Source organism: Bacillus sp. FCW2 (genome assembly GCF_021228595.1).
GTDB classification, from domain to species: domain Bacteria; phylum Bacillota; class Bacilli; order Bacillales; family Bacillaceae; genus Bacillus; species Bacillus velezensis.
Genome location: NZ_CP089436.1, coordinates 3,016,629 through 3,030,358, shown reverse-complemented (window position 1 = coordinate 3,030,358; position 13,730 = coordinate 3,016,629). Strand labels below are relative to the sequence as shown.

Below are 13,730 nucleotides of genomic sequence, written 5' to 3'. Positions count from 1 at the left end.
ACGCGGCAGAGTGAATTCAAATCTATATTCCTATCAAATTAAAAGACTTTTCTCTTATAAACAAAAAAAGAAACCACCATCAAGATGATTTCTTTTTTATTTCTTTTATCGCTCTTCTGTAAGACAGCTTCACAATGACATACCGAAGCAGAAACAGAATGCCTCCGCAGACGATAAAAAGAAAGATCATTTTCAGCCAAGCAAAGAATGTATGGGGAAACCCCCTGTCGTACATCGTAAGCGCCGCTGCCGCAAAAGTGACCGCAATTGAATCTATCCGCTGCTGCTTCACCCGCTTTTGCAGTTCTTCTTTGGTGTCTATTCTCGGCATGAGCATTCCCGACGCTCCCGCCCTGATGCAATAATAAACAATTATAATGAAGAAAACCGCCAAGCTTCCGGCCCATTCCCTAAACGGACAGTTCAGAACAAGTCCGCGTACGATGATGTCAAGCAAAGACAGTGTGCCCACAAGCATTCCGACTTCTGACCAAATCATTCGTTCTTTCTCTTTCACACTCTCACTCTTTCCATTCACGTTTGAAAGTCCGTTCCGACGCTGATTCATGACTTCCTCCCGTACTATTAAGAATGGCTTACAACTCCCATTATATCTTGCCGATTCATAATGATAAACCGAAATATCATTGACAAAAATATTAATAAGGACCCCAATTGATCAGGACGCCTATGCAAATAAACACGAGGCCGATGACAAACCAAATCAGCGCCAGCGGAATCATGAAGCGAAGCCACTTTACGTACGGAATGCCGCTGGCAGCCAGTACGGCCATCAGCACGCCGGAAGTCGGATTGACACAGTTTACGACGCCTTCTCCGAGCATGACCGCTTCAACCGCGACCTGTCTCGTGATGCCCATCAGATCGGCAAGCGGCGCCAAGATCGGAATAAATACGACCGCCTCCCCTGAGCCCGATGAAATCAGAAAATGAAGCAGGGCGCTGGAAATATACATCCCGATTGCGCCTGCCATCGGGCTGAAACCGTGCAGCAGTGACGCAAGTCCATTGACTACCGTATCAAGCAGCTTTCCATGTTCCAGGATAACGGAAATGCTTCTCGCCATTCCGACGATCAGCGCGCCGTAAACGAGCCCCTGACAGCCTGTAATAAATGTTTTTGCGACATCATTTGCCGCCATTCCCGCAATCAGGCCGGACACGATTGAGATAAAAATGAACACGGCGGCCATCTCTGAATCAGACCAGCCAAGAGTAAGCGCACCGTATAAAAAGCCGGCAAGCGACAAAGCCGCAACAGCCAGAATCAGTTTATGGCGGACAGTAAACGGGACATGCTTGTCCTCCGGCTCAGAAACCTGCGGGAGTGAACCTGCCGCCGGAAACCAATCGTTCCCCAGCAGACTGGCTTCCTTTGCTTTTCTGAGTTTTCTCGTATACCGATAAATATATAAAATAGATGATAGCAGAAAACAAATGTAGACGGCAATCCGCAGGCCGATGCCGGAAAACAGCGGCAGCTCCGCGATGCTTTGTGATAACCCGAGCGGTGAAGGTGATAAAATCGTCGCGTTAAACCCGGCATAACAGCCGATATAAATGACTGCCGCTCCGGCCACGGCGTCCCATTTCAGCGAACGGGCGACAATCAGGCCGATCGGAATAAAGCCGATCACGGAATTAACGACGATGCCGGTTGTACCGAGGATCGAAAATAGAGATCCGACAATCGCAATAAACAGCAGCTGTTTTGTGCGGAACGTACTGATGACATTATTGATCAATCCATTGATGGCGCCCGTTTTCTCCAAAATCGCAATGGTGCCGCCTGTAAACAGGATTAAAAAAATAATCGGCGCGGAACTTGTCATCCCTTCCTGAATCGCGGTAAAAAAAGCGATCGGGCTGACCGGAGACTGGTTCAAAGAATGATAGCTTCCCGGGACGGCGGACGTCACACTGCCCTTTGTCACCCTGTCAAATTCCCCCGCGGGAACGATGTACGACGCTATCGCGCATAGTAAAGCGGCAATGAACAGCAGCACATAAGCATCAGGCATCACAAACAATTTCTTCTTTTTCAATACAGGTTCGGCCTTGGGAACAGCCATACCATCACCATCCCGCTTTAAATTTATAAACTATTCAGAAAATACAGATATGTGTGCTATATTATATACAGACCGATTGCCTGTTTTCAATATCAAAAATAAAAAACAGACAGCTTTTGAAGGAGGACTTACGGCATGAACAGACTCACAGAGCATGAGAAGCAAGTCATTATGGATATTTTTGACCACCTGCACGCCAATCCCGAAGTAAGCTGGAAAGAATATCAAACAACTGAATATCTGACTGAAAAACTGAAAGAGGCCGGCTGCCGGACCCGCACGTTTGATGATTGTACCGGTGTTGTCGGCGAAATCGGAGAAGGCTCGCCCGTTGTGGCTGTCCGGGCGGATATTGACGCGCTGTGGCAGGAAGTGGACGGTGTCTTTCAGGCGAACCATTCATGCGGACATGATTCACATATGACGATGGCGCTCGGCACGATGATGCTTTTAAAGAGTCAGCCGAAACTTCCGAAGGGCACCATCCGCTTTATTTTTCAGCCGGCGGAAGAAAAAGGCGGCGGAGCGCTGAAAATGATTGAAAAAGGCGTACTGGATGATGTTGACTTCTTATACGGCGTGCACGTGCGCCCCGTACAGGAAACGGCAAACGGCCGATGCGCACCGTCCATTCTGCATGGCTCAAGCCAGCATATAGAAGGCCTGATTATCGGAGAAGAAGCCCACGGCGCGAGACCGCATCTCGGCCTTAACAGTATCGAAATCGCCGCTCTTCTCGTCCAAAAACTCAGCTTCATTCATCTTGATCCCGGCATCCCGCATTCCGTGAAGATGACAAAGCTTCAGGCAGGCGGAGAGAGTTCCAATATCATTCCGGGAAAAGCATCGTTCAGCCTTGATCTCCGCGCACAAACCAATGCCGCCATGGAGAAATTAACCGCCGAAACCGAAAGAGCCTGTGAGGCGGCTGCTGCCGCATTCGGCGCAAAGATCGAACTGCAAAAAGAACACAGCCTCCCGGCAGCCGAGCGAAACAAGGAGGCGGAAGCCATCATGGCATCTGCGATCAGCAGCATTCTCGGAGAAGAACATGTGGATGAGCCTCTTGTGACAACCGGAGGAGAGGATTTTCACTTTTACGGGTTAAAGGTGCCGAACTTGAAAACGACGATGCTCGGCCTGGGATGCGGTCTGGAGCCGGGACTTCACCATCCCCAAATGACATTTGACCGAAGCGCCATCTTTACTGGCGTTGAGATATTAAGGGCCGCTGTCCTCAAATCGTTTGAAGCGTAAAAAAAGCAGCCCGTTACAGGGCTGCTTTTCTTCATTACTTCTTCAGATCTTCAATTGAATTGACGTTTTTCATATACTGAGGAACGACCAGACCCATCTTGACGCCTGTCAGACTCGTTCCTACATCTTCATATTTGCCTTTATATTTAGACGCATATGCCTTATGGGTATTCGGAAGCCAAGCAGACAATGACGCATCCGCGCTGCCTGTCGCAATCGCAGTCCACATCGGTCCTGCCTCCACTTGCGTCAGCTTCACGTCATAGCCGAGGTCTTGAAATACTTTTCCGACCACGTTCGTACTTGCGATTTCACTGTCCCACGCCACATAAGCCAGGTTGATTTTATCACCTTTTACTTTATGAGCGCCTTTTGTCCATTGAGCTACTTGATCTTTGTGTTTTTTCACATATTCAGCAGCGGCTTTGGCCGGCTTTTCGCCTTCCTCAACGGCAATCATGACTTCTCCCATATCGTCCTGCGTCCATTTGAACTGGCTGAGAACTTTGGCCGCGTTAGGCTGTTCCTTACTGAAGCCGGTTCTTGTAATTGTATGAATCTGCTCGGCAGTTCCGTACGTTTTTTTCGGATCATCAAGGAACTTCAGCTTGTATCTGGAGAACATCCAGTGCGGCGTCCAGCCCGTTACGATGATCGGCTTTTTCCGGTCATATGATTTCTTCAATGTCGCCGTCATGGCAGCACTTGACGCCGTGACGACATTCCAGTCTTTCAATCCGTAATCGTTCACGGCCTCATCCGTCAGGGCCATGATCCCCGATCCCGGATCAATACCGATAATGGTTTTGTTCACCTGGTCCGCAGCCGTTGCCTTACCATCAGTCTGCGAACCGCAGGCAGCCAAAGAAAGAGCCAGCGCAGCGGTAACGCCGACACCGATGATTTTCTTAAGCATCAGGCATTCCCCCTGCTCTTCTTCTTCACTTTAATGTTTTGCGTGATACGGTCGAGTGTAATCGCTACGATGACGATCGCGATACCCGCTTCCACTCCGACACCGGTTTTCAACTGTGTCACGGCGCTGTATACTTCAGAACCGAGGCCCGGCGCACCGACCATGGCCGCGATAACGACCATTGACAAAGCAAGCATGATGCTTTGGTTAATACCGGCAAGAATCGTTTTTGTGGCAAGCGGAAGCTGCACCTTGAACAGACGCTGAGACGTCGTTGAACCGAATGCTTCCGTCGCTTCGATCAAATCAGCCGGAACTTGTTTAATACCGAGAACCGTCATGCGGATCGTCGGAGGCATCGCGAAAATAACAGATGCCACGACGCCTGGCACAACCCCGATATTAAAGAAGAAAATTGCAGGCAGCAGATATACGAAAGCCGGCATGGTCTGCATTAAATCCAGAATCGGTGTGACAATGCGGCGGACCGTTTCTTTCTGAGACGCCCATATGCCGATCGGAACCCCGATAATAATGGAAATCAAAACAGATGTGACGACAAGCGCCAACGTTTGCAGCATCGGCGACCAATAACCCAAATAATCAATAACAAGGAATCCGATTAACGTAAAGAGTGCAATTCCTCTCGTACTGATCCACCAAGCGAGAGCTGCAAAAATAACAGTCAATAAAATAGACGGGATGAAACCCAAACCGCTCACAATCGCGTTTACGAAAGCGGCCAAACCGTTTGAGATTCCGTCAAAGAAACCTCCGAACGTCATGGTAAGCCAGTCAACAAACCGGTCAACGATATCTGCTAACGGAATTCTAGGCAATCTGTCCATTTACTTCACCCCCTGAACAGAAGAATCCTGAGCTTGTTCAGCAGAATCTTCAACATTTATATAATCGTTATTTCCTGAAAGCGCGCCGATTAATGCGCCTTTCACGACAATGCCTTTCATGCGGTCCTTATCGTCCGTGACGGCGATCGGAATATTCGCATCAGACACGACATCGAAAATTTCCGTCAAGTACGTGCTTTCGTGCACAGTCGTAAATTCAGTATTTAAAATATCCTGAAGCGATAAGTCGGATTCCACCGCTTTTTTCGCATCCGCCGCGTGAATGACGCCGAGAAGCTGTTTCTGTTTATCAACGGCGTAAATAGAAGAAATACCGAGATTCTTCATGAGCTGCAGCGCTACACGAGGCCCTTTGTCAATCCGCACGCTTTCAGCGCGCTTCATGATGTGGCCCGCTGTCAGAACTTTGGATAAATCAACGTCCTCAACGAATTTCTCAACGTATTCATTGGACGGGCTCATCAGAATTTCTTCAGGCGTCCCGATCTGAACGATGTTACCGTCTTTCATCAGCACGATTCTGTCGCCGATGCGCAATGCTTCATCAAGATCATGCGTGATGAAGATGATCGTCTTGCCGACAGAGTCATGAAGATCTAAAAGCTCATCCTGCATGTCTTTGCGGATCAGCGGATCAAGCGCACTGAAAGCTTCATCCATCAGAAGAATGTCAGGATCATTCGTCAATGCGCGGGCAAGTCCGACACGCTGCTGCATTCCTCCGCTGAGCTGATCAGGAAATTGGTGTTCAAAGCCTTCAAGACCGACAAGTTTAAGCGAATCAAGCGCTTTTTGCTCACGCTCTTTTTTGTCGACGCCTTGAAGCTCCAGGCCGTATTCCGTATTTTCAAGAATTGTTCTGTGCGGAAACAGCGCAAATTTTTGAAAGACCATGCTGATTTTTTTCCGGCGCACTTCCCGGAGCTGGTCTTTTGACATATTTGTTATCATGTCACCATCAATATAAATATTCCCGGCAGTCGGTTCAATAAGCCGGTTTAACAGCCGAACTAAAGTTGATTTACCGCTCCCCGATAGACCCATGATGACAAATATCTCCCCATCATATACATCAAAGTTTGCTTGATTGACACCAACGGTAGATCCGGTCGCTTTCAGGATCTCTTTTTTGTTTTTTCCGCTGGACAGCATCTGAATGGCTTTTTTTGTCTGTTTTCCGAAAACCTTAGATACATTTTCGACTTTTATCTTAATTGGTTTCTCATCCAAATTCATATTTTCCCTCCATAATAAGCAATCTTTAATACCGTAACACGTTTGTAATAAGTCAAACAAACATCATAATCCCTTTTATTTTGTATCATTACTTTAAAAACATCCCTGTGTCTTATTTTCCTCTGGTATGCTTCTAAATACTCTCTAATCCTCCTTATTGAGGATAAATTATAAAGGAAACCGGGCTTTTATCAGGCTTGAGAACGTTTCCATCGAATGTGCTGCAAACTGATTTCCTATCCTTTTTTTACAAATACAAGAATTTTTTTGCGACATTGTCCCGAAAAAAGAAGTTTTCCCCTCCTAAAAATAAGGAATATTAAGGAAAAATATAGGTCTGTCAACAGACAGCTCACTAAAAAAAGCACCCCAAAAGGGTGCTCATTGCGCAAGCTCTGTCTGTTTCGTTTCTTTTCCGAGAATAATAATGGTGATGACGGCAATCAGGATGGCCGCACAAAAGACGGCGAAAATCACTGTAAACGAAACGTTCCGGGCTGCAAGCGATCCGACGAGAAGCGGACCGAAAATGCCGCCGATTCTGCCGACGGCCGCCGTTGTGCCGGAACCGGTCGCACGGATCGCCGCAGGGTACTGCTCCGGTGTATAGGCGTAAAGCACGCCCCATGCGCCGAGATTGAAGAAGGACAGCAGCATGCCCGCTGTGAGCAGCATGGCCAATGAATCCGCGGCACCGAAGAAATAAGCGCTGCCCGCCGTTCCGAGCAAATAGAAGACTAAGATGGTCTTCCGCCCCGCTTTTTCGATCAGCCACGCCGCAGAGAAATATCCGGGAAGCTGGGCAAGTGTCATCAGAAGGACGTATTCGAAGCTCTCAATCATGCTGTAGCCTTTCATCAGCATCACGCTCGGCAGCCATAAAAACATGCCGTAATAAGAAAAGACGACGCAGAACCAAACGACAGACAGCAGCACCGTCGGCCGGATATACGGTTTCGTCCAGACACTTCCCGCCTGCCCGCGTATGCTTTTTTTCTGCGGCAATGCCTGATGCGCCGGTGATTCCGGAAGGCTTTTCCGCAAGTACAGCGCATAAAATGCGGCCAGCGCCGTTAAGAGCAGCGCGGCCTGCCAGCCGAATGACGGTATGACAAAGTAGGAAATCACCGCCGCAAGAAGCCAGCCCGCGGCCCAAAAGCTCTCAAGCAGCACGATGATCCGTCCCCGCTTTTCGGGAGGGGACGCTTCTGACACGAGCGTCGAGGCGACAGGCAGTTCCCCGCCAAGCCCCATTCCGATCAGAAAACGCAATATGAGAAAAACCGTCAATCCCGTTGCGAAAGCGGATATGCCGCTTCCGACAGAAAAGAATAACAGCGTGATCATAAACACTTTTTTCCGGCCGATCCTGTCGGCCAGCATTCCGAATACAAAGGCGCCCGCTGCCATACCGATGGAATTGACGCTTCCGATCCATTTCATTTGATCAGGTGTTAAATTCCAATCAGTGTGAAGCGCGGCGATAATAAACGATAAAATTCCGACATCCATCGCATCAAACAGCCAGCCCATTCCGGCAATCGCCAGAAGTTTTCGCGGAGTGACGGCAGGTTGTTTGTTCATAAGCAGCACCTCAAATCGAAAATGATTACCGTATAAGTTTACACCTGTCTTTACACATTGTCATTATCTTTTTTCGCAAAAAAATCCCGCTTGCCGTAAGCAAGCGGGGTGTGTGTTAATTCTTTAAGACTGCGTTTTTAATATTATCCTGAAGCTGTTGAATCCGTTTCGCGCCGTCTTCTCTGATACGTCTGTTCTCTTCTTCGATCTGTTTCGTTTCCTGCATACCGCTGACAATCGTATTCCAAGACGTTTCAATCGTCTCAATGTCAATGCTCGGACGGCCTGCCATACGGGCAATCTCCACGCTTTGGTTTGAAATATTTTCAGCGTTTCGCTTCAGCATTTCATTCGTGCGGCGGTCCAGCTCGCTCATTGAATCAGCCACAAGCTTTTGCCGTTTGACTGTGACAGCCTGAATGATGCCGTTTTTGAAAATCGGAATCGTAATGACGAAAGCGGAATTGATTTTCCCGATGAGCTTCGTATTTCCGCGCTGAAGGAGGCGGATCTGCGGCGCCGTTTGCAGCGCCACCATCCGCGCCATATCTAAATCATAGACACGTTCCTCAAGCGCCTGAAGCCCGTCACGAAGCGTATCGAGCTGCATTTGCGCAAGCTGGTTTCCGCCGGCCGCTTTTTCTTCATAAGAAGGAATGAGCGCCTGCATTTCCTCAAGCTTCATCTGCCCGGCAACGACATATTTTTCAAGCTCCATGTAGTAGTTAATGTTGTTTTCATACATCTCTTCTAGCGTATGGTTCGTCTTTGCCATTTCATCTTTGTATTTTGAAATTTCGACGTGGATTTTTTCAATTTCTCCGCCCAGGGTGCGGTACTTTTGAAAAATCTTTTCAATCATGCTGTTGCCGCGTTTGAACATTTTAGCGAGAAATCCTTTTGGTTCATCGAAATCATTTTTGTCGAAACGGTCCATGATTTTTCCGAGCTGCGTCAGCATTGTGCCTGAATCCGTGACACTTGTTGTTTTCATCATATTTAAGATGCGGTCTGAGAACTTCGAGATTTCAACTGCCGGTTCTTTTCCGTACTCAAGCAGCTCCATTTGGTTTTTCACGTCAATCTGCTGCGAAATGCGCTGCACCTCAGGGTCTTGGCGCAGCTGCACCCTGATGTCATCTGCTTTTTGTTCAGAAATCTCTTCATTTTTATCAAGAACAAGCGGATTTTGATTTTCTGTCATGTTTATTTACTCTCCCTGCTTTTGCGTAATGGTTCTAAACAGCTTTCTTACGAGTGACGGCTCCTTATATTCCTGCCGAAACACCATGTCCTCCAGCCAATGGACATCAAATTGGCTTTCTTCAATATAATGCTCAATATCTTGATGCCCCGGCGGATTATACAAGATGATATCGACGCCGAATTTATTTAAAAACAACAGAGCGGCGGCGTCAGAACGTGTGAGTTCGCCATTTTGTTCCGTATGATATAAAACGAGTTTCGGAACGGTTTGGGCGTAATCAAACGTCTGAATCAATTGCAGCAGCGAAGCGGGCAGGTTCGTCGCCTGGCGGAACAAATAGATTGCGGCATCCCTTGCCTGCTCGCCGGGCAAAGCCTTCAGCCCGGGGTTTCTGCACATGTCAGAAATCACATTGGCGATGGCGCTCTGCACACCTGAAGGCAGATGCTTGTACTGCCAGATGTTGCTTCTTTTCAGCCTGTCCGCGTCAATCGCTCCTTCTTCGTTCAAAACCTGACTGTAGTGATACTGGTAGTTGGCTTTCAGCTCTTCCGTAAACGGAAAACTGCGGATCATGTGTGTCTCCTGATAGTCTGCGGCGGTATGGAGTCTGTTCCAATATTCTTTCGTATCTTTGGAAACCCCCATCACTTTCGCAAAAAGGTTCGGAACGGCCACCCGCTCCCTGTCCGCTTTAAATTGCGGCCGGATAAACGCCCGCTCCTTCGCAATGAGAAATAACTCATCATACGTCGTTTTTAATGTCACGGACTGCGGGGTATGATCCCTGAACTGCCAAGGCTTATACATCATAGATTCCTCATGATTCAGCACATGCTCAATTTCTTTCGTTGACCGGTAGGCCGTCGTGGACGTTCTGTCCGGCTTTTCTTTCGGGAATGGCTCAAGGCCGCCTGTTGCGGGGAGCTTTATCACAAAGCTGAGTTCCTCATCCGGATCAATCAAGCTGAACGGATCTTCCGCAGCCGGATGAAACAATAGGACGTCACAGCCGATCAGCATTATATAATAGAGAAAATAGAGCTGGCTTTTGGTAGCGTCTCCATACCACACCACCTTCGGCATCTCACGCTCTATATCGGCTTGTTCAAGCCATGGATTCAGGTGGTTCAGCGAAAACTTTGACACATCCAAGAGCACACGCCGGAAATCGGGATGATTCAGCCCGTTTTCATGCCGGTCCGCAAAGGTTTCCAAAAGCGTCATAAACGCGGTTCTCAGCCGGCGGTGCATAAGCGGATCAGCGTGTTTGGCAAGCAGCCTGCCTCCATCGAGAAACGCGACAAACCTGGAAACCGAAAGCCCTTTCTCCTTTTGATTGACGGAATGAATGTGCTGGAGCGCCTGAAACGTTTCAGGCGCGATAGTCTTATCCAGCGTCTCGCTTAACACATGGATGTTTTCATGAGAAGACAGCTCGAAAAGCTTATTGTAATACTCCGTCTCATCATAAGGAGTGCCCAAAATCCGGACGGCAAGCCGGGTAAACGCCAGCCCGTTTTCCCGCTCATAACCGGGACGTTCCGGCAGCGGCCGCATCAGAAACGTTTCCCAGTCACCGTTTTCCGGCTCGGCCTTTCGGATCACCAATTCTTCCTGCCTCATCATTTTCCTCCTTTCTCTTCATGATTATCGGTACAAAAAAGGAAGGAAATGAAACTCTCCCTCCTTTTTTGTTTTATTCTTCTTTAGATGCAGCCGTTTGCTCCTGAACCTGCTTTTGTTTGTTGAAATAGTGGATAATAAACGTTACCACAAACGCAGCGATGATGATTCCGAAGAACACCACGTGCGGCATTTCATAATCAAAGGCGCTCGCCGCCATTTTCACGGCGATAATCCCGATCAGCACGAAAGCCGTGTTTTCAAGCTCAGGGATTTTATCAATTAAAACAAGGAATACTTTTGCGACTGTACGCATCATGAGAATGCCGAGCATACCGCCGATCAAGAGCACCCACACTTTTTCCGATACCGCAAACGCGGCCAGAATGCTGTCAACAGAGAAGGCCAGATCCATTAACTCAACTGAAACGACAGTGGCCCAGAAAATTCCGAACGTACGGACCATCCATGAATTTTTCTTCATGCCTTCTGTATCGTCATCACCTTCTCCGATCCAGAAATGCTTAATGACGAGCCAAGCCAGGTACAGCGCGCCAAGCACTTTGATCCACCAGAACTTAATGAGCAGCATTCCGATCCCGATAAAGATAAAACGGAAAATATATGCCCCGAACAATCCGTATGTTAATGCTTTCTTCCGCTGTTTTTCAGGCAGATGCCTTACCATCACCGCAAGCACTAACGCATTGTCGGCCGACAGCAGCCCTTCCAGCAGAACCAAGGAACCGATCAGCCCCCATGATACAGGGTCAGTCAGCACCTCACCCCACATTTTCCAATCAAAAAAGGAAGCGTAGGTCGACATAATATGATGTAGAAAATCCAAGTTTTTTCCTCCTATTTAGTAAAACGGTAATTTCCTGCTTACACCTGCAAGCCGTAATTCCGGCAAAGTGATGCCAGACCGCCGGAAAACCCGCTGCCGATGGCGTTAAACTTCCACTCAGCCCCATGGCGGTAAAGCTCACAAACGACAACCGCCGTTTCAATCGAGAAGTCTTCCCCTAAATCGAAACGAAGCAGTTCATTCTGGCTGTTTTCATCGACGACGCGCACGAACGCGTTAGACACTTGTCCGAAATTTTGGCCGCGCGCTTCCGCATCATGAATCGTGACGGTGATGCCGATCTTTTCAATATTTGCGGGTATTTTTGAGAAGTCGACGATAATTTGTTCATCGTCTCCCTCGCCCTCGCCCGTCCGGTTGTCTCCCGTATGGATGACGCCCCCGCTCGGGTGTTCCAGGTTATTGTAGAAAACAAAATCAAGATCATTTACACAGTTGTCATGGGCATCGACAAGAAAAGCCGACGCGTCAAGGTCAAAGTCATGCCCTCCGGAGTACTTGTTCGTATCCCAGCCTAAACCGATCACCGCTTTTGTAAGACCGGGGTTCGTTTTTGTCAGATCAACACGCTGTCCTTTCGCCAATTGAATAGCCATGTGCTGTCTCTCCCTTCTGTGTTTGATATGGTTCAGCCGATTTGCAGGCCGTAATCTGTCGCAATACGGGCCAGTCCGCCTTGGTAGCCTGAGCCGATCGCGGAAAATTTCCATTCGCCGTTATGTCTGTAAAGCTCCCCTGCGATAATGGCTGTTTCAATTGAGAAATCTTCAGCCAGATCATAACGGATCAGCTCTTCATTTGTTTCTTCATTGACAATGCGCACGAACGCGTTGGAAACTTGTCCGAAGTTTTGGCCGCGCGCTTCCGCTTCATGAATCGTGATGACGAATGAAATTTTGTCAATAGCGGCAGGCACCGCGCTCAGGTTGACCCTTACGCTTTCGTCATCGCCTTCGCCCTGGCCTGTCAGGTTGTCGCCTGAATGTGCGACAGAGCCGTTTCCGCCTTCAAGCTGATTATAGAAAATGAAATCATCGGGCGACGCGCATCTTCCTGCTTCATTTAATAGAAAGACGCTGGAATCTAAATCAAAGTCATGTCCGCCGTCGTATTTGTTTGTATCCCAGCCAAGACCGACAACGACTTTAGAAAGACCCGGATTTGTTTTAGTCAAATCTACTTTTTGTCCTTTTGCCAATGAAATTGCCATGAGTACACTCTCCTTTTTATCGTTTAGGCGTATCGGTTAACGATATCGCCGATTTTTGTATCGTTTGTGCCTTCTCCTACTGCGGCGAATTTCCACTCGCCGTCCTGGCGGTAGATTTCAGCCGCGATCAGGCTCGTTCTGCCTGAATAGTTATCTCTTAAATTGTAAGTCACCAGTTCTTCGCGATTAGCCTGATCAACAACGCGGATGAACGCGTTTTGAATCATGCCGAAGTCCTGTTTTCGTCTGACGCAGTCGTAAATATTGACGACAAACACAAGTTTATTAATCTGAGCGGGCACTTTCGCTAAATCGATGAGAATTTGTTCATCATCGCCGTCGCCTTCACCCGTCAGGTTGTCACCCGTATGTACGACACCGCCGCACCGGCTTTTCAGATTGCCGAAATAGATGACGTTTTTGCTGTCTGTCATTTTATCATTTTCAAGCATCAGTACGGAAGCGTCACAGTCGATATTGGCACCGCCTCCGCCGAACAGCTTTCCGAAAAAGCCCCCGGATGATACAGGGTCCCAGCCGAGTCCGACCAGCAGTTTTGACAGGCCGGCTTTTCCTTTTGTTAAATCAATCCGCTGTCCTTTTTGTAAAGAGATCGCCATATGATTCACTCCTATTCTGTAAGGGTGCCGCTAAGCACGCCGCAAGTGCGCATTTTTACTAAATTCCGGGACAAGAATCCCGGTGTTTATTAAGATATACGTCTTTTATTATATCAAAGTTTCATAAAACATAAGAATTTTTGGCGAAAAACGGCGAAAAATTACTTCCTATATTCTCCTTCGTTCCGGAGAGAATAGAGAAAACAAAGAAATTGACGGGGACTGAACATTTTTCCTATCCTTG

Annotated in this window: 13 protein-coding genes; 1 reads left to right on the top strand and 12 read right to left on the bottom strand. The window is 48.1% G+C overall.

Annotation, left to right across the window (positions count from 1 at the left end; all coding sequences use genetic code 11):
• Positions 1–79: 79 nt before the first annotated feature.
• Positions 80–568 (bottom strand): DUF6773 family protein, encoded by a 489-nt coding sequence (locus tag K3G25_RS15275; RefSeq protein WP_029973922.1) that lies wholly within the window; start codon positions 566–568, stop codon positions 80–82.
• A 91-nt stretch (positions 569–659) separates the two neighbouring features.
• On the bottom strand, positions 660–2,093 hold the full coding sequence (locus K3G25_RS15270) for a YfcC family protein (protein WP_232489381.1): 1,434 nt from the start codon (positions 2,091–2,093) through the stop codon (positions 660–662).
• A 135-nt stretch (positions 2,094–2,228) separates the two neighbouring features.
• Here K3G25_RS15270 and K3G25_RS15265 point away from each other — a divergent pair, with 135 nt between their 5' ends.
• Complete coding sequence (locus K3G25_RS15265) at positions 2,229–3,350, top strand: M20 peptidase aminoacylase family protein (RefSeq protein ID WP_232489380.1); 1,122 nt, start codon at positions 2,229–2,231, stop codon at positions 3,348–3,350.
• Between the two features lie 34 nt (positions 3,351–3,384).
• Here K3G25_RS15265 and K3G25_RS15260 read toward each other — a convergent pair whose 3' ends face one another.
• The 10 genes from K3G25_RS15260 to K3G25_RS15215 form a co-directional block, all read right to left on the bottom strand.
• Positions 3,385–4,266, bottom strand: a complete 882-nt coding sequence (locus K3G25_RS15260) for a glycine betaine ABC transporter substrate-binding protein (protein ID WP_014416846.1) — start codon at positions 4,264–4,266, stop codon at positions 3,385–3,387.
• Entirely contained in the window at positions 4,266–5,114 is an 849-nt protein-coding gene (gene opuAB / locus K3G25_RS15255) for a glycine/proline betaine ABC transporter permease subunit OpuAB (protein WP_003156639.1), read from the bottom strand. The genes K3G25_RS15260 and opuAB overlap by 1 nt, the downstream gene beginning before the upstream one ends.
• The gene (gene opuAA / locus K3G25_RS15250) at positions 5,115–6,371 is read right to left on the bottom strand and encodes a glycine/proline betaine ABC transporter ATP-binding protein OpuAA (RefSeq protein ID WP_029973926.1); all 1,257 of its coding nucleotides are present in this window, start codon (positions 6,369–6,371) and stop codon (positions 5,115–5,117) included.
• 381 nt (positions 6,372–6,752) lie between these two features.
• Positions 6,753–7,955 (bottom strand): MFS transporter, encoded by a 1,203-nt coding sequence (locus K3G25_RS15245; RefSeq protein WP_015416755.1) that lies wholly within the window; start codon positions 7,953–7,955, stop codon positions 6,753–6,755.
• 115 nt (positions 7,956–8,070) lie between these two features.
• Positions 8,071–9,159 (bottom strand): toxic anion resistance protein, encoded by a 1,089-nt coding sequence (locus tag K3G25_RS15240; RefSeq protein WP_007609246.1) that lies wholly within the window; start codon positions 9,157–9,159, stop codon positions 8,071–8,073.
• Positions 9,160–9,165: 6 nt separating this feature from the next.
• On the bottom strand, positions 9,166–10,788 hold the full coding sequence (locus K3G25_RS15235; RefSeq protein ID WP_095273271.1) for a YceG family protein: 1,623 nt from the start codon (positions 10,786–10,788) through the stop codon (positions 9,166–9,168).
• Positions 10,789–10,861: 73 nt separating this feature from the next.
• Positions 10,862–11,635 (bottom strand): TerC family protein, encoded by a 774-nt coding sequence (locus tag K3G25_RS15230; RefSeq protein ID WP_003156644.1) that lies wholly within the window; start codon positions 11,633–11,635, stop codon positions 10,862–10,864.
• A gap of 38 nt (positions 11,636–11,673) precedes the next feature.
• The gene (locus K3G25_RS15225) at positions 11,674–12,252 is read right to left on the bottom strand and encodes a TerD family protein (RefSeq protein ID WP_003156645.1); all 579 of its coding nucleotides are present in this window, start codon (positions 12,250–12,252) and stop codon (positions 11,674–11,676) included.
• Positions 12,253–12,284: 32 nt separating this feature from the next.
• Entirely contained in the window at positions 12,285–12,866 is a 582-nt protein-coding gene (locus tag K3G25_RS15220; RefSeq protein WP_003156648.1) for a TerD family protein, read from the bottom strand.
• A gap of 23 nt (positions 12,867–12,889) precedes the next feature.
• The gene (locus tag K3G25_RS15215; RefSeq protein ID WP_015239102.1) at positions 12,890–13,486 is read right to left on the bottom strand and encodes a TerD family protein; all 597 of its coding nucleotides are present in this window, start codon (positions 13,484–13,486) and stop codon (positions 12,890–12,892) included.
• Positions 13,487–13,730: the final 244 nt, after the last annotated feature.